The organism is Pseudomonas sp. KB_15 (genome assembly GCF_052114525.1).
Taxonomy (GTDB): Bacteria; Pseudomonadota; Gammaproteobacteria; order Pseudomonadales; family Pseudomonadaceae; genus Aquipseudomonas.
In genome coordinates this window covers 1-19,548 of record NZ_JBFREX010000042.1, presented here as the reverse complement: position 1 = coordinate 19,548, position 19,548 = coordinate 1, and the positions used below count along the sequence as shown (strand labels likewise).

The following is a 19,548-nucleotide window of genomic DNA, read 5'->3' as shown; positions in this document are numbered from 1 at the left end:
GCTTAGCGGTCCACGTCGGCCATAACGAAATCGATACTACCCAGGTACGCAATCAAGTCCGCGACCATGCTGCCTTTGATCACCGAAGGGATCTGCTGCAAGTGCGGGAAGCTTGGGGTACGAATCCGGGTGCGGTAGCTCATGGTGCCGCCATCGCTCGTCAGGTAATAACTGTTGATGCCCTTGGTCGCTTCGATCATCTGGAAGGATTCGTTGGCCGGCATGACCGGGCCCCACGAAACTTGCAGGAAGTGCGTGATCAGGGTTTCGATGTGCTGCAGGGTGCGCTCTTTCGGCGGCGGCGTGGTCAGCGGGTGATCCGCCTTGTACGGGCCTTCCGGCATGTTGCGCAGGCACTGGTCGATGATCCTGATGCTCTGGCGCATCTCTTCGACACGCACGATGCAGCGGTCGTAGGCATCGCCATTGGCGGCCAGCGGCACTTCGAATTCGAAGTTCTCGTAGCCCGAGTACGGGCGCGCTTTACGCAGGTCGAAATCGCAACCGGTCGAACGCAGGCCGGCACCGGTGACACCCCATTCCAGGGCCTCTTTGGTGTTGTAGTCGGCGACGCCGATGGTCCGGCCTCGCAGGATGCTGTTGTCCAGTGCGGCTTTCTGGTATTCGTCCAGACGCTTGGGCATCCACTCGACGAAGTCCTTGACCAGTTTTTCCCAGCCGCGCGGCAGGTCGTGGGCGACGCCACCGATGCGGTACCAGGCCGGGTGCAGGCGGAAACCGGTAATCGCCTCGATCACCGTGTACGCGCGCTGGCGATCGGTGAAGGTGAAGAACACCGGAGTCATGGCGCCGACGTCCTGGATGTAGGTACCCAGGAACAGCAGGTGGCTGGTGATCCGGAAGAACTCGGCCATCATGATGCGGATGACGTCGACCTTCTCGGGCACCTTGATGCCGGCCAGCTTCTCGACCGAGAGCACGTACGGCAGGTTGTTCATCACGCCGCCGAGGTAGTCGATACGGTCGGTGTACGGGATGAAGCTGTGCCAGGACTGGCGCTCGGCCATCTTCTCGGCACCACGGTGGTGGTAACCGACGTCCGGTACGCAGTCAACGATCTCTTCGCCGTCCAGCTGCAGGATGATGCGGAACGCACCGTGCGCGGACGGGTGGTTCGGGCCGAGGTTGAGGAACATGTAGTCCTCGTTCGGGCCGGAACGCTTCATGCCCCAGTCTTCAGGCTTGAAGCGCGCGGACTCTTCCTCGAGCTGTTGCTTGGCAAGGTTCAGGGTGAACGGGTCGAACTCGGTGGCGCGGGCCGGGAAGTCCTTGCGCAGCGGGTGACCTTCCCAGGTCGGCGGCATCATGATGCGCGACAGGTGCGGGTGGCCTTTGAAGTCGATGCCGAACATGTCCCAGACTTCACGCTCGTACCAGTTGGCGTTGGGCCAGATGCTGGTGACGGTCGGCAGGCTGAGGTCGCTCTCGGACAAGGCGACCTTGATCATTACGTCACTATTACGTTCGATCGACATCAAGTGATAGAACACGGAGAAGTCGACGCCGTTCGGCAGCCCTTGACGCTTGGTACGCAGACGCTCGTCCACGCCGTGCAGGTCATAGAGCATGACGTACGGCTTGGGCAGGTTACGCAGGAAGGTCAGGACTTCGACGAGTTTGGCACGGGCAACCCAAAGCACCGGCATGCCGGTGCGGGTAGGCTGGGCGGTGAACGCCTCCGGGCCAAAACGGTTGTTCAGTTCGACGACCACATCCTGGTCGTCTGCCTTGTAAGGCGGGATGTACAGAGCACTGCCTGTAGTCATGGTTATTTATCGCTTTCGGTCAACGTAAAGAATGAAGCCAGCTTCTCGTTTCTTTGAAACAGCAGATCTGGATCAGACTTCGTCGGGGCTGCGCAGGTTGGTTACCTGAATACGCTGTTCGCGGCGCTTTTCCTTTTCGGAAGGCATCTCGGCGCGATACACGCCTTGATCGCCAACGACCCAGGAAAGTGGGCGACGCTCCTGGCCAATCGACTCCTGCAGCAGCATCAAGCCTTGCAGGAAAGCTTCAGGGCGGGGCGGGCAGCCAGGCACGTAGACGTCCACGGGCAGGAACTTGTCCACCCCTTGAACGACGGAGTAGATGTCGTACATGCCACCGGAGTTGGCGCACGAACCCATGGAGATGACCCATTTGGGTTCGAGCATTTGCTCGTAGAGACGCTGAATGATCGGCGCCATCTTGATGAAGCAGGTACCGGCGATAACCATGAAATCCGCCTGACGCGGCGATGCCCGGATAACCTCGGCGCCAAAGCGCGCGATGTCGTGGGGCGCCGTGAAGGCGGTGGTCATTTCCACGTAGCAGCACGAAAGACCGAAGTTGTACGGCCACAGGGAGTTCTTGCGCCCCCAGTTGATCGTGCCGTTAAGCACGTCTTCGAGCTTGCCCATGAAAATGTTTTTGTGGACTTGATCTTCTAACGGATCGGAAACGGTTTCCCGCTGGCCAATCGGATACTGCTCGTTAGGAGCATCGGGGTCGATCCTGGTGAGATTGTATTGCATTGCCAAAGCCTCATTGTTTCAGCTTCGCTTGCCGCTTGCGCCGAGCTTCCGGAGCCCAGTCAAGGGCGCCCACTCGGAATAGGTAGACAAGGCCTGCCAACAGAATTGCTATGAAAACGAGAGCTTCGACGAATCCGGTCCAGCCGCTTTCGCGGACGGACACAGACCATGCAAAGAGAAAGAGGGCTTCGATATCGAAGATCACGAAGAGCATCGCGACCAGATAGAATTTGGCTGAGAGCCGCAAGCGGGCGCCACCTGTAGGTAGCATGCCGGACTCGAACGGTTCGTTTTTGCTGCGGCCCCAGGCTTTTGACCCGAGTAGGCTGGAGACACCGAGCATGAAGGCGCAGAGGCCGACGACGCCTAGAAGGAAAATGGCAAAGCCCCAGTTATGGGCCATGAGTCCTGTCGCTTCGGGCATGCTGGTAATCCTTAACAGAGAGCAAGGGTCTCTGAGCTTGAAAAGAAACAAAAGCAGTGACGATATGTCGCAGCAATCAATCCTGCTGATTTTATGGCTAAACACCCGGCAAGTAAAATTCCTATAGCGAAATTATTTATAGGAATAAGGACATAGCGCGCTTAAAACCCCCTGCAGGCCTTGCGCCTTGGGCATTGGGTGGCATTTCGTCAATTATGTTTTGTAGGGAATGTAACGAACATAGTTGTCGATAAATGATAATCAATATTGTTTGTGTCGGTTTTTAAACTGTCTAACGGGTGAGTGGCAGGCAAGTTGGCTTATATGCGCGTTACTGCAAGTAGTGAGCGGGGTCGTTTTGCCCTTTTTTTCTGATCGGGAAACTGCTCTGGATCAATGATTTTGAGCGCAGAACCTGGCATGCGCGCGATCCCTGTAGCAGCTGCCGAAGGCTGCGTTCGAGGACGCAGTCCTCGCCAGGCCGTTCACCGTGTTGTGCCTGACTCACCGTGCGCTTGGGTTTTACGACTGCTCCGCAGCCGAACGCAGCCTTCGGCAGCTGCTACAGGGGGGGGCATTCAAAAAATCGCAGGCAAAAAAACGCCCCGAACCAGTCGGGGCGTCAGATGTGCAGCGCTGCGGTTAGCTTTCTATCGGGTCCGCAGTGGCTGATGTCTCAGTCGAAGCGGATCAGTGGAACTGTTCTTCTTCGGTCGAACCGGTCAGCGCGGTCACCGAAGACGAGCCACCCTGGATCACGGTGGTCATGTCGTCGAAGTAGCCGGTGCCCACTTCCTGTTGGTGAGCCACGAAGGTGTAACCCTTGGCAGCGTCAGCGAATTCCTGCTCTTGCAGCTTCACGTAGGCAGTCATGTCGTTGCGGGCGTAGTCGTGCGCCAGGTTGAACATGCTGTGCCACATGTTGTGAATGCCGGCCAGGGTAATGAACTGGTGCTTGTAGCCCATGGCAGACAGTTCGCGCTGGAACTTGGCGATGGTCGCGTCGTCCAGGTTTTTCTTCCAGTTGAAGGAAGGCGAGCAGTTGTACGACAGCAGTTGGTCCGGGTATTCCTTCTTGATCGCTTCGGCAAAGCGACGGGCTTCGTCCAGATCCGGCTTGGCGGTTTCGCACCAGATCAGGTCGGCGTACGGCGCGTAAGCCAGGCCGCGGGCGATCGCCTGGTCCAGGCCGGCGCGCACTTTGTAGAAGCCTTCCTGGGTACGTTCGCCAGTCACGAATGGCTGGTCGTACGGGTCGCAGTCGGAAGTCAGCAGGTCAGCAGCGTTAGCGTCGGTACGGGCCAGAATGATGGTCGGAGTACCGGCAACGTCGGCTGCCAGACGGGCAGCGGTCAGCTTCTGTACGGCTTCCTGGGTAGGAACCAGTACCTTGCCGCCCATGTGGCCGCATTTCTTCACGGAAGCCAGTTGGTCTTCGAAGTGAACGCCGGCGGCGCCTGCTTCGATCATGCTCTTCATCAGCTCGTAAGCGTTCAGTACGCCGCCGAAACCGGCTTCTGCGTCAGCCACGATTGGCGCGAAGTAGTCGATGTAGCCAGCGTCGCCCGGGTTCTTGCCGGCTTTCCACTGGATCTGGTCGGCACGACGGAACGAGTTGTTGATGCGCTTGACCACGGTTGGAACCGAGTCCACCGGGTACAGCGACTGGTCCGGGTACATCGATTCGGCGGAGTTGTTGTCCGCAGCCACCTGCCAGCCCGACAGGTAGATCGCCTGGATACCGGCTTTGACTTGTTGTACGGCCTGGCCGCCGGTCAGGGCGCCCATGCAGTTGACGAAATCTTTCTCAGGACGGAAGGCCGGCTTGGCACCCTGGGTGACCAGGTTCCACAGCTTCTCGGCGCCCATTTTTGCAAAAGTGTGCTCAGGTTGAACCGAGCCACGCAGACGGACGACGTCAGCAGCGGAGTAAGTGCGTGTCACGCCTTTCCAGCGCGGGTTTTCAGCCCAGTCTTTTTCGAGGGCTGCAATTTGCTGTTCGCGTGTCAGTGCCATGGGAGATAAACCTCGTCGCGTCTTTATGAAAAGTTGTTCTGCGGTGGAAAATTCCTGCGCTCGCTGACCAGAAGCTTAAGCAGTCAAGTCGGATTCGGCGGGGAGGGCGACGGGATGAACGATGGGCTCGAGGGGAAGTGAGCAGGTAAAGGCGAACTGCGGGCGCATTCGGGCGTCGTGGGCCTTGGTACGAACATCAGTGTGCTGCCGGGTTACCTAATTACGCTTCCGTCCCTCGGGACAACTTCGTTCCAGTCGACAACCTCGTCAAACACACCTTGTGGGCGGTACAGACACGAAGCGGTTCGCGGGGGTAGGTTGCGAACATCGCCTCGAAGGCCCTTGCCAGGGCCCCTGATTAGCGGGAGCGAGGCCATCATGCCTTCGCTTTTTTGGCTCGTCAAACGTTTTGTAGTGCTTTTTTTCAAGCACTACATCTTTGGTCTAATACGACTCGCCAGTCAGTTTTTGGTGCTTTAGTCCAGGGTGTCGACTTTCACCCGCAAAGTCATGTCGTTGCGGCTCTGGGTCGAGTAGCTGCGGGTCTGGCCCTGTTTGTCGGCCTGGGTCTGGCCATTGACCCCGGCCAGCAGGATCCACTCACCGAGGTGGCCGGTGACGGTTGTGTCGGTGCTTTGTACGTTCACTACATCGGGACGTTCCTGGCTCATGCGGTCATGGTTGGTACTGATCGACAGGTGAACGATGTCGCCGGTGACGTTTGCCGTGACGTAGAAACCCTGGGTGACATTGCGGTACTCAGTCTGGCTGCTGTAACCGCCATAGGAGTCGTTCTGGCTGCTGGTGATCGGCACGCTCTGGCCGACCTGGATCAGTGCCGGTGCGCCTTCGCTGGCCTGCACTTGCTGGATGCCGCCGTCGCGGCTATCGGTGCTGTAGTTGATGATGCGGGTCTGGCTGGGCTTGGCGCCGTTCACCGAGTAACCCTGGTCGCCCTGGAAGTTGTTGTCGCTGGTGTCGACGGTGATCAGCAGGCGCTTGGGTGCCGTATCGAGTTGCGAAAGAAGAGCCTTAAGTTCGTCGATCTTGCGCTGATCGGCGTTGACGATCAGTTGATTGCCATAGGCGCTGACTTGTCCCTCCTTGCCAATGAAGTCCTGTGCTACCGGCAACAGGTCGGCGCTGGTGTGGTAGTTCAGGGGCACGATTTCGGTGGCTGCCATGGCCGAAAAGCTGCAGGCCACCAGCAAGGTGATGAGCAGGGTGCGTAGGGACATATCCGTTATCTCCGCCAACTTGAATTGATGATAGTGCCAGTTTGTCGGCCTTGGGTGTGTAGGAGCGAGCTTGCTCGCGATGGTCTTGAGAGCGCTGCGGGGTGCCAGACTTTCGGCATCATCGTTCACGTTCATCGCGAGCAAGCTCGCTCCTACAGGTATCAGGTTGTCGGCTCGGGATGGGGCAAGTTGAATCGCAGGCAGCAAAACGCCCCGGCATCCGAAGATGGCGGGGCGTTTTGTGGTGTTTGCATGCAGCTTTTGTGGTGAGGGGGCTTGCCCCCGTTGGGCTGCGAAGCGGCCCCAAAATTCGACTGACTTCATGATTTTGTGAGTGCTGCGCACTCAAACGGGGGCAAGCCCCCCTCGCCACAAGGTCTCAAGCCGAATGGCGAACCATGTCCACATGCGGAATCCCGGCTTCCAGGAACTCCTCGCTGACCATGCGAAAGCCCAGGCGCTCATAGAACGCCGTGGCTTGCACTTGAGCGCTGAGCATCTGCTGCTTCAATCCGCGCGCTTCGGCTTCGCCAATCAGCGCTTGCATCAGCGCATCGCCGACCTTCAAGCCGCGCCAGTCCTTGAGCACCGACACCCGGCCGATGTGGCCGTCAGGCAGCAGGCGGGCGGTGCCAATTGGAAAGTCGCCTTCGAATGCGAGGAAGTGCACAGCCGTTGCGTCATCGGCATCCCATTCCAGTTCAGGTGGAACTGACTGCTCGGCGACGAACACCGTTTCACGAATGCGCCGGATCTCGGCGTTGTCCTTTTGCCAGTCTGCGACACGTACGTGAATCTTATTCATCGGCAAACCCCAGGCTTCCTTGCTTGACCAGTTCGCACAACAGGCCRCGGCCGTCTTCGTCGCTCAACCATTCGCCGAGGTTGTCGGCGTGCAGTGCGTCGGCGGCGCAGATCATCTTCAGCAGTTCGCGCAGTTTGCCCGGCAGATAACGGCTCTGGCCGCTGGCGAACAGCAGCAGGTCGTCGTCGACTTCGGACCAGGCCAGGCGTGCGCTCGGGTTGCGAATCAGGATCGCGCCTTGCTCCAGTTCGTTCATGATGTCGTCTTCTTCGACCTCCTCCGGGCCCACCACCAGTTCCGGGTAGCGTGGCTCGGTCATGAACTGGCCGAACCAGGTCAGCAGCAGGCGCTCGTCGCTCATGTGCTCGGCCAGCAGGCCTTTCAAGCGGTCGAGTGCATCGCGCTGGATCTGGTGGGGATCGGCTGTCGGCACGGCGTCGGCGTCGGTGTAGCGTTCTTCGTCCGACAGGAACTGGCTGAGGAAGTCAGTGAAGTGGGTCAGCACTTCAGCGGCGCTCGGCGCGCGGAAACCGACCGAGTAGGTCATGCAGTCATCAACGGCGACGCCGCAATGGGCCAGGCGTGGGGGCAGGTAGAGCATGTCGCCCGGTTCCAGTACCCATTCGTCAGTCGCTTCGAATTCGGCGAGGATGCGCAGGTCGGCGTGGGCCAGCAGCGGGCTTTCGGTGTTGCACATCTGGCCGATCTTCCAGTTGCGCTTGCCGTGGCCTTGCAGCAGGAACACGTCGTAGTTGTCGAAGTGCGGACCAACGCTGCCACCCGGTGCGGCGTAGCTGATCATCACGTCGTCGATGCGCCAGCTTGGCAGAAAGCGGAAGTTTTCCAGCAGTTCGCTGACTTCCGGCACGAACTGATCCACGGCTTGCACCAGCAGGGTCCATTCGCGTTCCGGCAACTTGCTGAATTCGTCTTCGGCGAACGGACCGCGACGCAATTCCCAAGGGCGCTCGCCGTGCTCGATGATCAGGCGCGATTCGACTTCTTCTTCCAGCGCCAGGCCGGCCAGTTCGTCGGCGTCGATCGGGCTTTCGAAATCAGGAATCGCCTGGCGGATCAGCAGCGGCTTTTTCTGCCAGTAGTCGCGCAGGAATTCCCGTGCCGTGATGCCGCCCAGAAGTTGAAGAGGAATGTCAGGATTCATGTGTAACCTATTGAAAAAATGCACTTTTCAGACGGGAATAAAAACGCCCGGCGCGGCCGGGCGTCTTAAAAGGGTCTAGCGGTCGATCAGATGCGTCTGGCTTGCTCTACAGCGTTACCGATGTAGTTCGCCGGGGTGAGCAATTTCAGCTCGGCCTTGGCGGCGGCTGGCATGTCCAGGCCGTCGATGAAAGTCTGCAGCGCTTCTGGGCTGATGCCCTTGCCGCGGGTCAGTTCTTTCAGTTTTTCGTACGGGTTTTCGATGTTGTAGCGACGCATCACGGTCTGGATCGGCTCGGCCAATACTTCCCAGCACGCGTCCAGGTCAGCGGCAATCTTCTGCTCGTTGAGCTCCAGTTTGCTGATGCCCTTGAGGCTGGCTTCGTAGGCGATCACGCTGTGGGCGAAGCCGACACCGAGGTTGCGCAGTACGGTGGAGTCGGTCAGATCGCGCTGCCAGCGGGAGATCGGCAGCTTGCTCGCCAGGTGCTGGAACAGTGCGTTGGCGATACCCAGGTTGCCTTCGGAGTTTTCGAAGTCGATCGGGTTGACCTTGTGCGGCATGGTCGACGAACCGATTTCGCCAGCGATGGTGCGCTGTTTGAAGTAACCCAGGGAGATGTAGCCCCAGATGTCGCGGTCGAAGTCGATCAGGATGGTGTTGAAGCGCGCGATCGCGTCGAACAGCTCGGCGATGTAGTCGTGCGGCTCGATTTGCGTGGTGTACGGGTTGAAGCCCAGGCCCAGTTCGTCTTCGATGAAGGCGCGGGCGTTGGCTTCCCAGTCGATCTCAGGGTAGGCCGACAGGTGGGCGTTGTAGTTGCCGACAGCGCCGTTGATCTTGCCCAGCAGCGGAACGGCAGCGACTTGAGCGATCTGACGCTCCAGACGGTAAACCACGTTCGCCAGCTCTTTGCCCAGGGTGGTCGGCGAGGCCGGTTGACCGTGGGTGCGCGACAGCATCGGCACGTCGGCGAAGCGGATGGCCAGTTCGCGGATGGCATTGGCGGTCTGGCGCATCAGCGGCAGCATCACGTCATCACGGCCTTCGCGCAGCATCAGGGCGTGGGACAGGTTGTTGATGTCCTCGCTGGTGCAGGCAAAGTGGATGAATTCGCTGACCTTGGCCAGCTCCGGCAGCTTGGCCGCTTGCTCTTTGAGCAGGTATTCGATGGCTTTGACGTCGTGGTTGGTGGTGCGCTCGATCTCTTTGACACGCTCGGCGTGCTCCAGAGAGAAGTTTTCCGCCAGGGTGTTGAGCACAGCGTTGGCTTCGGCGGAGAACGCCGGCACTTCGCTGATGGCAGGGTGAGCGGCCAGGCGCTGGAGCCAGCGCACTTCAACCAGAACGCGGGCACGGATCAGGCCGTACTCGCTGAAAATTGGGCGCAGGGCCTGGGTTTTGCCGGCGTAGCGGCCGTCAACAGGGGAAACCGCAGTGAGCGAAGAGAGCTGCATGGGGTGTTCTCGGACAGTCGGGCAACGAAATGGGGCGCGTATCATACATGAAAAAATCCGCCGGTCCGTCGCCAACTGACCGGCGTATTACGCGTGTTGCTAAGTTCGGTTCTGTCGATGCGGGTTATTCGTTACGCATCAATGGGTAAAGCTCTTTCAGCAATTTGCGGCGGCTGATCACCAGCTGCCAGCGATGACCGCCCAATTGCCGCCACAGGCGTGCCGAACGGATGCCGGCCAGCAACAGGGCGCGAATTTTCGAGGCATTGCTCGGTTGTTGCAGGTTGCGCATGTCGCCGTGCACCTGGATGCGCTGGCGCAGGGTGCTCAGGGTGTCCTGATACAGCGCGCCGCAGGCGGCGATCACGTTTTCGTGAGCCGGGCCGAAGTGTTCGACCTGGGACTGGATCTGCGGCAGGCGTAAACCGATCACGTCGAGCATGTCGTTGCGCTTGGCCAGTTGGCGCTCAAGGCCGAGCATGGCCAGGGCGTAACGTAGCGGTTCGCGTTGCAGGGCGCTCGGGTCGCGCTCCAGGGCGCCGATCAGTGCGCGATAGCCTTCGCGCAGGTTGATGTCGTCGCCACCGTAGACTTCCAGGGTGTCCTTGGGGTCGCGGATCAGCAGGCTGCCGAGCATGCAGGTCAGGCCGGCTTCGTTGGTCTGGCCGGTTTTGGCAATCCTGTCCACCAGCACCGCGGCGAGAAACACGCCGCCCAGTGCTGTCAGTTGCTCCTGAATCGGGTTCATAGGGCCTGGCCCTTGCTCGTCCATGGTTCCGCTATTTCGATCACGCCACCACCGAGGCAGATTTCGCCGTCATAGAACACCACGGACTGACCCGGAGTGACCGCGCGTTGCGGATCATCGAAGGTTGCGCGATAACCCGTGGCGGTTTTTTCCAGGGTGCACGACTGGTCGCTCTGGCGATAACGAACCTTGGCAGTCAGCTTGCGTGGCTGGCTCAGGTCGATCGGGTTGACCCAGTAGATGTCGGAGGCGAGCAGGGCGCGGGAGAACAGCCACGGGTGATCGTTACCCTGGCCGACGATCAGTTCGTTGTGTTCCAGGTCCTTGATCAGCACGTACCACGGCTCATCGCTGGCATCTTTCAGTCCGCCAATGCCCAGGCCCTGGCGCTGGCCGATGGTGTGATACATCAGGCCGTGGTGACGGCCGATGATTTCGCCTTCGGTGGTCTTGATCTCGCCCGGCTGCGCCGGCAGGTACTGCTTGAGGAAGTCGCTGAAGCGGCGCTCGCCGATAAAGCAGATCCCGGTGGAATCCTTTTTCTTCGCGGTCGCCAGCTCGTATTTCTCGGCAATGGCGCGCACTTGCGGTTTTTCCAGCTCGCCGACCGGGAACAGGGTCTTGGCGATCTGCTCACCACCCACGGCGTGCAGGAAGTAGCTCTGGTCCTTGTTYGGGTCCAGGCCCTTGAGCAGTTCGGTACGCCCGTTGATGTCGCGGCGACGCACGTAGTGACCGGTGGCGATCAGGTCGGCGCCGAGCATCATGGCGTAGTCGAGGAACGCCTTGAACTTGATTTCGCGGTTGCACAGGATGTCCGGGTTCGGCGTGCGTCCGGCCTTGTATTCGGCCAGGAAATGCTCGAACACGTTGTCCCAGTACTCGGCGGCGAAGTTGGCGGTGTGCAGCTTGATGCCAATCTTGTCGCACACGGCCTGGGCGTCCGCCAGGTCATCCATGGCGGTGCAGTATTCCGTTCCATCGTCTTCTTCCCAGTTCTTCATGAACAGGCCTTCCACCTCATAACCCTGCTCGATCAGCAGGAGGGCGGAAACGGAAGAGTCCACGCCGCCGGACATGCCGACAATGACGCGCTTCTTTTGTGTGTCAGAAGGGGCTGGATCACGCATAGGGATTCAATGAGTGTCTTGAAAAAGGACGCGATTCTAACAGGCTGGAGCCTGCATGGCTAAAGAGAAGGACGGATCAATTCGAGGCCGAAGTGAATGCCTGCCAGATAGTCATCGATGCAGCGGATGATCAGCTCGCTGCGCCAGTTGTCGCGTTGTTCCATTAATTCTTCGCGGGTCAACCACTTGGCGCCGACGATGCCGTCGTCCAGTTGATAATCCGCGTGGTGTTTGAGCGGTTTGGCGATGAAGCAGACCCGCTGGTAGGTTACGCCGTTGCTGGGAGCGGTGTAGAGGTAAATACCCAGTACGCCGGTCGGCTCGACGTCCCAGCCGGTTTCCTCGAGAGTTTCGCGGATGGCGGCTTCGGTCAGGGTTTCGTTCGGATCGAGATGGCCGGCGGGCTGGTTGAGCACCGTTCGTCCGTGTTTCGATTCTTCGACCATCAGGAAGCGACCGTTGTCTTCGACGATGGTGGCGACGGTGATGTGGGGTTTCCAGTCCATGAAAGTACCTCGATTTATAGTGGGGTGTAGCAGCTGCCGAGCACCGCGAGGCTGCGTTCGGCTGCGAAGCAGTCGTAAACCCTGAGCGCACGATCTGCCTGACACACCGCAAAGTCTGATTTTACGACGGCTGCGCCGCCGAACGCAGCCTCGCGGTGCTCGTCAGCTGCTACAAGGGTTGCGCACGCCAGAAGCAGAAACCCCGGCACTAGGCCGGGGCTTCTTTGCATCCTTACAACCTTAAACCAGCGCAGCGACAGCCGCGTTGAAGGTTGCGCTCGGGCGCATGGCCTTGCTGATCAGCTCGGCGTCGGCGTGGTAGTAACCGCCGATGTCCACTGGCTTGCCCTGGACAGCGTTGAGTTCGGCAACGATGGTCGCCTCGTTCTCGGTCAGGGTCTTGGCCAGGGTCGCGAACTGCGCTTGCAGTGCAGTGTCTTCGGTCTGGGCAGCCAGGGCTTGAGCCCAGTACAGCGCCAGGTAGAAGTGGCTGCCGCGGTTGTCGATGTTGCCGACTTTGCGCGATGGCGACTTGTTGTTGTCCAGGAACTGGCCGGTGGCCTGGTCCAGGGTCTTGGCCAGAACCAGAGCTTTAGGGTTGTTGTAAGTCACACCCAGATGCTCAAGGGAAGCCGCCAGGGCCAGGAACTCACCCAGCGAATCCCAGCGCAGGAAGTTTTCTTCCAGCAACTGCTGAACGTGCTTCGGTGCCGAACCGCCGGCGCCGGTTTCGAACAGCCCGCCGCCGTTCATCAGCGGAACGATCGACAGCATCTTGGCGCTGGTGCCCAGTTCCATGATCGGGAACAGGTCGGTCAGGTAGTCGCGCAGTACGTTGCCGGTCACCGAGATGGTGTCTTTACCTTCGCGGGTGCGCTGCAGGGTGTACTTCATGGCGTCGACTGGCGACATGATCTGGATGTCCAGGCCGGCAGTGTCGTGATCCTTCAGGTAAGCCTGAACTTTCTCGATCACCACGCCATCGTGGGCGCGCATCGGGTCCAGCCAGAAAATCGCCGGGGTGCTGCTGGCGCGAGCACGGTTGACGGCCAGTTTGACCCAGTCCTGGATCGGCGCGTCTTTGGTCTGGCACATGCGGAAGATGTCGCCGGCTTCAACCGACTGTTCCAGCAGCAGGTTGCCCTTGCTGTCGGTGACGCGAACTACGCCGTCAGCCTTGATCTGGAAAGTCTTGTCGTGGGAACCGTACTCTTCGGCTTTCTTCGCCATCAGGCCAACGTTTGGCACGCTGCCCATGGTGGTCGGATCGAATGCGCCGTTGGCCTTGCAGTCTTCGATCACTGCCTGGTAGATGGTCGCGTAGCAGCGATCCGGGATCACGGCCTTGGTGTCGTGCAGCTGGCCGTCGGTGCCCCACATCTTGCCGGAGTCACGGATCATGGCTGGCATCGAGGCGTCGACGATGACGTCGCTCGGCACGTGCAGGTTGGTGATGCCTTTGTCGGAGTTGACCATCGCCAGGGAAGGGCGAGCGGCGTAGACCGCCTGAATGTCAGCTTCAATGGCCGCTTGCTGTTCGGCAGGCAGGGCCTTGATGCGCGCGTACAGGTCGCCGATGCCGTTATTCAGGTTGAAGCCGATCTGTGCCAGTACGTCAGCGTGCCTGGCCAGTGCGTCTTTATAGAACTCGGCAACGATCTGGCCGAACATGATCGGGTCGGAGACCTTCATCATGGTCGCTTTCAAGTGAACCGACAGCAGCACGCCTTGTGCCTTGGCGTCTTCGATTTCTGCTGCGATGAAGCTGCGCAGGGCGTTTTTGCTCATGACCGCGCAATCGAGGATCTCACCGGCTTGTACGGTGGTCTTTTCTTTCAGGACGGTGGTGGTTCCGTCTTGAGCGATCAGTTCGATTTTCACGGCGTCAGCGGCGTCGATCAGGGCAGCTTTTTCGCTGCCATAGAAATCGCCGGTGCTCATGTGCGCGACGTGGGACTTGGAGTCCTTGGCCCAGGCGCCCATTTTGTGCGGGTGCTTGCGCGCATAGTTCTTGACCGACAGCGGAGCGCGGCGGTCGGAGTTGCCTTCGCGCAGAACCGGGTTCACAGCACTGCCCTTGACCTTGTCGTAGCGCGCCTTGGCTTCTTTGTCGGCGTCGCAGGTCACGGTTTCCGGGTAGTCCGGCAGGTTGTAGCCCTGGGCTTGCAGTTCTTTGATTGCGGCTTGCAGTTGTGGAACCGAGGCGCTGATGTTCGGCAGCTTGATGATGTTGGCTTCAGGCGTAACGGCCAGGGCGCCCAGTTCGGCGAGGTGGTCGGCTACGGCGTTGTCACCCAGTTGCTCGGGGAAGCTGGCCAGGATGCGCCCTGCAAGAGAGATATCGCGGGTTTCAACGGCGATATCAGCCGAGGCGGTGAACGCCTCTACGATAGGCAACAGTGAATAGGTGGCGAGGGCAGGAGCTTCGTCGGTGAAGGTATAGATGATCTTCGAGCGGGTGGGCATATTCGGATTAACTCTCTCTTCTTTGCTAAAGCGTGCGCAGAAACTCGAGGGCGCCGGGTAAGCGCGTTCGTTCAAAGTCATCCATGAGCCGAATATCGAGGTTTCGTTGCTGTGATGTTGGGTGCATCAGTAGGGCGTCAAGCAGTCGGGCTGCGGTAACAGACCGGCTTATCAGGCGTAAACACTCATCGTAGAGCTGTTTCGCCCGTCGTGACCCTTTAGTCAGCGGCGGCATTATACATAGGTAGCTGGCAATCTGCCGATGGTTCATACGCAACGAATGTCGTCCATTGGTCTAAAGGTCGCAGGCGCGAGCAGGGCGTAGGGTCATTCGTCGTGCTTGAGTTTGGCGCTTTTCCCTTTGCTTTCAGGCTTGTAGCTCGCGAGTTGCAAGGCTTTGCGGCAGATGGGTGGAACATAGGGTTTGCGCGCCGATTCAACTGGGTTACGCTCGAACCAAGCCAGATGTTCAATCCAATCAATGGAGTTCAGCATGGGTTACAAGAAGATTCAGGTTCCAGCCGTCGGCGACAAAATCACCGTCAATGCAGACCATTCTCTCAATGTTCCTAATAACCCGATCATCCCCTTCATCGAAGGCGACGGCATTGGTGTCGACATCAGCCCGGTCATGATCAAGGTTGTCGATGCTGCTGTTAAGAAGGCTTACGGTGGCGAGCGCAAGATTTCCTGGATGGAAGTGTACGCCGGGGAGAAAGCGACTCAGGTTTACGATCAGGACACCTGGCTGCCTCAGGAAACCCTGGACGCGGTCAAGGATTACGTGGTTTCCATCAAGGGTCCGCTGACCACCCCGGTCGGTGGCGGCATCCGTTCCCTGAACGTGGCCCTGCGTCAGCAACTCGACCTGTACGTCTGCCTGCGTCCGGTGCGCTGGTTCGAAGGCGTGCCTAGCCCGGTCAAGAAGCCAGGCGATGTCGACATGACCATCTTTCGCGAGAACTCCGAAGACATCTACGCCGGCATCGAGTGGAAGGCCGGTACGCCGGAAGCCACCAAGGTCATCAAGTTCCTCAAGGAAGAAATGGGCGTTACCAAGATCCGTTTCGACGAGAACTGCGGTATCGGCGTCAAGCCGGTGTCCCTGCAGGGCACCAAGCGTCTGGCACGCAAGGCCCTGCAATATGTGGTCGACAACGATCGCGATTCGCTGACCATCGTGCACAAAGGCAACATCATGAAGTTCACCGAAGGTGCCTTCAAGGAATGGGCCTACGAAGTGGCGGCTGAGGAGTTCGGCGCGACCCTGCTGGACGGCGGTCCGTGGATGCAGTTCAAGAACCCGAAAACCGGCAAGAATGTCATCGTCAAGGATGCCATCGCCGACGCCATGCTCCAGCAGATCCTGCTGCGCCCGGCCGAGTACGATGTGATCGCGACCCTGAACCTGAACGGCGACTACCTCTCCGACGCCCTGGCGGCGGAAGTTGGCGGTATCGGTATTGCTCCGGGCGCCAACCTGTCCGACACCGTGGCCATGTTCGAAGCTACCCACGGTACTGCACCGAAGTACGCCGGCAAGGACCAGGTCAACCCGGGTTCGCTGATCCTGTCCGCTGAAATGATGCTGCGCCACATGGGCTGGACCGAAGCGGCCGACCTGATCATCAAGGGCACCAACGGCGCGATTTCCGCCAAGACCGTGACCTATGACTTCGAGCGTCTGATGGAGGGTGCGAAGCTGGTTTCGTCTTCCGGCTTCGGTGATGCGCTGATCTCGCACATGTAAGAATACGCAGGCACATGAAAACCGCCTGATTCAAGAAGTTGAGTCAGGCGGTTTTTTTATGGCGGGATGGTGGTGTGGTCTTACACCGTAACGGTCTGTTGCGGGGCGGATGTCGTCGCTTTTGAAGCATCCACCGGGTTGTCGATGTTGATCGCGTGCAGGCCTTTGGGGCCCTGGATGATATCGAATACGACAGCTTGCCCGGCTTTCAGGGTTTTATAACCATCCATTTTAATGGCCGAGTAGTGGGCAAACAGATCTTCTGTCTTGCCATCCTCGATGATGAAACCGTAACCCTTGGCATTGTTGAACCATTTGACCTTGCCGCTGACCTTGCCGCCTGACATACCCAACTCCCTCTGCAACAGACTCCATCACTGGAGTATCATCCAGTACATCCGCAGTCGAATCTGTAAATAAGATTGACTCCGCGGACCTTTTTTACCCACTGTGGGCTCTATTGGTTGTAACACCGTTTTGCCGATAGTCAAGCTGACCGGGCAGTCGGAGTTGAAAACGCTGATAGCCGCCCCCACCACTGTATTTGAACCACTGACGAACCTTTCTTTCCATGCATGCAATCAGCCAGATTCGACTAACATTCAATCAGGATCACCCTGATTTACACGACGACGATTCCACAGGCATTGCTGTTCAGGAGGCAAAGCCTGCGCTACAGGCGCCGCCGATGTACAAGGTGGTTTTGTTCAATGATGACTACACACCGATGGATTTCGTCGTCGAAGTGCTCGAGGTGTTTTTTAACCTGAATCGCGAGCTGGCGACCAAGGTCATGCTGGCCGTCCACACGGAAGGGCGGGCAGTATGTGGAGTGTTTACCCGCGACATCGCGGAGACCAAGGCCATGCAGGTCAACCAGTACGCCAGGGAAAGCCAGCATCCGCTACTCTGTGAAATCGAGAAGGACGGTTAATCGCCGACCACTTGGGTATGAGGTGAAGCTATGTTAAACCGCGAGCTCGAAGTCACCCTCAATCTTGCCTTCAAGGAGGCCCGTTCGAAGCGTCATGAGTTCATGACTGTCGAACACCTCTTGCTGGCCCTATTGGACAATGAGGCTGCCGCCACCGTTTTGCGTGCGTGCGGCGCAAACCTCGACAAACTCAAGCATGACCTGCAGGAGTTCATCGACTCCACCACGCCATTGATCCCGGTTCATGACGAGGATCGTGAAACCCAGCCAACCCTGGGCTTCCAGCGTGTACTGCAACGTGCTGTGTTTCACGTACAGAGCTCGGGCAAACGCGAAGTGACTGGTGCCAACGTACTGGTCGCGATCTTCAGTGAGCAAGAGAGTCAGGCGGTGTTCCTGCTGAAACAGCAGAGCGTTGCCCGTATAGATGTCGTCAACTACATCGCCCATGGCATTTCCAAGGTGCCGGGGCATGGCGATCACTCTGAAGGTGAGCAAGATATGCAGGACGACGAGGGTGGTGAGTCTTCTTCCTCGGGCAATCCCCTGGATGCTTATGCCAGCAACCTGAATGAACTGGCGCGCCAGGGTCGTATCGATCCGTTGGTGGGGCGTGAGCTGGAAGTCGAGCGTGTCGCGCAGATCCTGGCGCGTCGGCGTAAAAACAATCCGCTGCTGGTGGGCGAGGCTGGCGTGGGTAAAACCGCGATTGCCGAAGGCCTGGCCAAGCGCATTGTCGACAACCAGGTGCCGGACCTGCTGGCCAATAGCGTGGTTTACTCCCTCGACCTGGGTGCCTTGCTGGCCGGTACCAAATATCGTGGCGATTTCGAGAAGCGCTTCAAGGCGTTGCTCAATGAGCTGAAAAAGCGTCCGCAGGCGATCCTGTTCATCGATGAGATCCACACCATCATTGGTGCGGGTGCCGCGTCCGGTGGCGTCATGGATGCCTCGAACCTGCTCAAGCCGCTGCTGTCCTCGGGTGATATCCGTTGCATCGGTTCGACCACCTTCCAGGAATTCCGCGGCATCTTCGAGAAGGACCGTGCCTTGGCCCGGCGTTTCCAGAAGGTCGATGTGTCGGAGCCTTCGGTGGAAGACACCATCGGTATCCTGCGCGGTCTCAAAGGGCGCTTCGAACAGCATCACAATATCGAATACAGCGATGAAGCCTTGCGCGCCGCTGCCGAACTGGCTTCGCGCTATATCAATGACCGGCACATGCCGGACAAGGCGATCGATGTGATTGACGAGGCGGGTGCCTACCAGCGCCTGCAACCGATCGAAATGCGGGTTAAACGCATCGAAGTGCCTCAGGTCGAGGACATCGTCGCGAAAATCGCGCGGATTCCGCCTAAGCACGTCACCAGCTCCGACAAGGAATTGTTGCGTAACCTTGAGCGTGACCTGAAGTTGACCGTGTTCGGTCAGGATGCCGCGATCGACTCGCTGGCGACCGCGATCAAGCTGTCCCGTGCCGGCCTCAAATCTCCTGACAAGCCTGTCGGTTCGTTCCTGTTCGCAGGGCCTACCGGTGTCGGTAAAACCGAGGCGGCGCGTCAGTTGGCCAAAGCGTTGGGCGTCGAACTGATTCGCTTCGACATGTCCGAGTACATGGAGCGCCACACCGTATCGCGTCTGATCGGTGCGCCTCCGGGGTATGTCGGGTTCGATCAGGGCGGTCTGCTTACCGAGGCCATCACCAAGCAGCCACACTGCGTGCTGTTGCTCGATGAGATCGAGAAGGCGCATCCGGAAGTCTTCAACCTGCTGCTGCAGGTCATGGACCACGGTACGCTGACCGATAACAACGGGCGCAAGGCGGATTTCCGTAACGTGATCGTCATCATGACGACCAACGCCGGTGCCGAGACCGCAGCCCGCGCTTCGATCGGTTTCACCTATCAGGATCACTCGTCCGATGCGATGGAAGTGATCAAGAAGAGCTTCACGCCGGAATTCCGCAACCGTCTGGACACCATCATCCAGTTTGGTCGCCTCAGCCATGAGGTCATCAAGAGCGTGGTGGACAAGTTCCTTACCGAGCTTCAGGCGCAGCTGGAAGACAAGCGTGTGTTGCTGGAAGTCACCGATGCGGCCCGCAACTGGCTGGCCGAAGGTGGTTACGACGCGGCGATGGGTGCTCGCCCTATGGCTCGCCTGATCCAGGACAAGATCAAGCGTCCGCTGGCGGAGGAGATTCTCTTTGGCGAACTGGCCGAGCATGGCGGTGTGGTACACATCGACATCAAGGACGGCGAGCTGACCTTCGAGTTCGAGACCACGGCCGAGATGGCCTGACGTTAATCGCAACAAAGCAAAAAGGCGCCGATTGGCGCCTTTTTGTTGTCTGCGAAATGCACATCAAGACCTGTGGG

17 protein-coding genes are annotated in these 19,548 nt (G+C 59.0%); 3 read left to right on the top strand and 14 right to left on the bottom strand.

Annotated elements, in window-relative coordinates:
- Nucleotides 1–2: 2 nt before the first annotated feature.
- The 13 genes from nuoC to AB4Z35_RS24035 form a co-directional block, all read right to left on the bottom strand.
- Entirely contained in the window at nucleotides 3–1,787 is a 1,785-nt protein-coding gene (gene nuoC, locus AB4Z35_RS24095) for an NADH-quinone oxidoreductase subunit C/D (RefSeq protein ID WP_007981273.1), read from the bottom strand.
- A 72-nt stretch (nucleotides 1,788–1,859) separates the two neighbouring features.
- Nucleotides 1,860–2,534 carry a NuoB/complex I 20 kDa subunit family protein gene (locus tag AB4Z35_RS24090; RefSeq protein ID WP_007970441.1) on the bottom strand — a complete coding sequence of 225 codons (675 nt, stop codon included), beginning with the start codon at nucleotides 2,532–2,534 and terminating at the stop codon, nucleotides 1,860–1,862.
- 10 nt (nucleotides 2,535–2,544) lie between these two features.
- Nucleotides 2,545–2,958: an NADH-quinone oxidoreductase subunit A gene (locus AB4Z35_RS24085; RefSeq protein ID WP_003223812.1), complete on the bottom strand. Its 414-nt coding sequence runs from the start codon at nucleotides 2,956–2,958 to the stop codon at nucleotides 2,545–2,547.
- 690 nt (nucleotides 2,959–3,648) lie between these two features.
- Nucleotides 3,649–4,974 carry an isocitrate lyase gene (gene aceA, locus AB4Z35_RS24080; RefSeq protein WP_007970439.1) on the bottom strand — a complete coding sequence of 442 codons (1,326 nt, stop codon included), beginning with the start codon at nucleotides 4,972–4,974 and terminating at the stop codon, nucleotides 3,649–3,651.
- Between the two features lie 476 nt (nucleotides 4,975–5,450).
- Nucleotides 5,451–6,212, bottom strand: coding sequence for a secretin N-terminal domain-containing protein (locus AB4Z35_RS24075; protein WP_442099835.1), 762 nt, complete (start codon nucleotides 6,210–6,212; stop codon nucleotides 5,451–5,453).
- 379 nt (nucleotides 6,213–6,591) lie between these two features.
- On the bottom strand, nucleotides 6,592–7,017 hold the full coding sequence (locus AB4Z35_RS24070; protein WP_442099833.1) for a GNAT family N-acetyltransferase: 426 nt from the start codon (nucleotides 7,015–7,017) through the stop codon (nucleotides 6,592–6,594).
- Nucleotides 7,010–8,179 carry a ribosomal protein uL16 3-hydroxylase gene (locus AB4Z35_RS24065; protein WP_442099831.1) on the bottom strand — a complete coding sequence of 390 codons (1,170 nt, stop codon included), beginning with the start codon at nucleotides 8,177–8,179 and terminating at the stop codon, nucleotides 7,010–7,012. Before AB4Z35_RS24065 ends, AB4Z35_RS24070 begins: the two co-directional genes overlap by 8 nt.
- 86 nt (nucleotides 8,180–8,265) lie before the next feature.
- The gene (gene purB, locus AB4Z35_RS24060) at nucleotides 8,266–9,636 is read right to left on the bottom strand and encodes an adenylosuccinate lyase (protein ID WP_007981277.1); all 1,371 of its coding nucleotides are present in this window, start codon (nucleotides 9,634–9,636) and stop codon (nucleotides 8,266–8,268) included.
- A 124-nt stretch (nucleotides 9,637–9,760) separates the two neighbouring features.
- The gene (gene hflD / locus AB4Z35_RS24055; RefSeq protein WP_442099830.1) at nucleotides 9,761–10,384 is read right to left on the bottom strand and encodes a high frequency lysogenization protein HflD; all 624 of its coding nucleotides are present in this window, start codon (nucleotides 10,382–10,384) and stop codon (nucleotides 9,761–9,763) included.
- The gene (mnmA, locus tag AB4Z35_RS24050) at nucleotides 10,381–11,514 is read right to left on the bottom strand and encodes a tRNA 2-thiouridine(34) synthase MnmA (protein ID WP_442099829.1); all 1,134 of its coding nucleotides are present in this window, start codon (nucleotides 11,512–11,514) and stop codon (nucleotides 10,381–10,383) included. The genes hflD and mnmA overlap by 4 nt, the downstream gene beginning before the upstream one ends.
- Nucleotides 11,515–11,573: 59 nt before the next feature.
- Entirely contained in the window at nucleotides 11,574–12,020 is a 447-nt protein-coding gene (locus AB4Z35_RS24045) for an NUDIX hydrolase (protein ID WP_116261004.1), read from the bottom strand.
- Nucleotides 12,021–12,260: 240 nt separating this feature from the next.
- Nucleotides 12,261–14,486: an NADP-dependent isocitrate dehydrogenase gene (locus AB4Z35_RS24040; protein WP_442099828.1), complete on the bottom strand. Its 2,226-nt coding sequence runs from the start codon at nucleotides 14,484–14,486 to the stop codon at nucleotides 12,261–12,263.
- A gap of 327 nt (nucleotides 14,487–14,813) precedes the next feature.
- A complete protein-coding gene (locus tag AB4Z35_RS24035; protein WP_442099827.1) occupies nucleotides 14,814–14,981 on the bottom strand; it encodes a hypothetical protein in 168 nt (55 codons plus the stop codon).
- Here AB4Z35_RS24035 and icd point away from each other — a divergent pair.
- Complete coding sequence (gene icd / locus AB4Z35_RS24030) at nucleotides 14,980–16,236, top strand: NADP-dependent isocitrate dehydrogenase (RefSeq protein WP_007972065.1); 1,257 nt, start codon at nucleotides 14,980–14,982, stop codon at nucleotides 16,234–16,236. The genes AB4Z35_RS24035 and icd overlap by 2 nt on opposite strands.
- Nucleotides 16,237–16,316: 80 nt before the next feature.
- Here the strand turns inward: icd and cspD are convergent, their stop codons facing one another.
- Nucleotides 16,317–16,583 carry a cold shock domain-containing protein CspD gene (cspD, locus tag AB4Z35_RS24025; RefSeq protein WP_442099826.1) on the bottom strand — a complete coding sequence of 89 codons (267 nt, stop codon included), beginning with the start codon at nucleotides 16,581–16,583 and terminating at the stop codon, nucleotides 16,317–16,319.
- Between the two features lie 224 nt (nucleotides 16,584–16,807).
- Here cspD and clpS point away from each other — a divergent pair, with 224 nt between their 5' ends.
- Entirely contained in the window at nucleotides 16,808–17,170 is a 363-nt protein-coding gene (clpS, locus tag AB4Z35_RS24020; protein WP_033052565.1) for an ATP-dependent Clp protease adapter ClpS, read from the top strand.
- A 30-nt stretch (nucleotides 17,171–17,200) separates the two neighbouring features.
- On the top strand, nucleotides 17,201–19,471 hold the full coding sequence (gene clpA / locus AB4Z35_RS24015) for an ATP-dependent Clp protease ATP-binding subunit ClpA (RefSeq protein WP_008000854.1): 2,271 nt from the start codon (nucleotides 17,201–17,203) through the stop codon (nucleotides 19,469–19,471).
- Nucleotides 19,472–19,548: the final 77 nt, after the last annotated feature.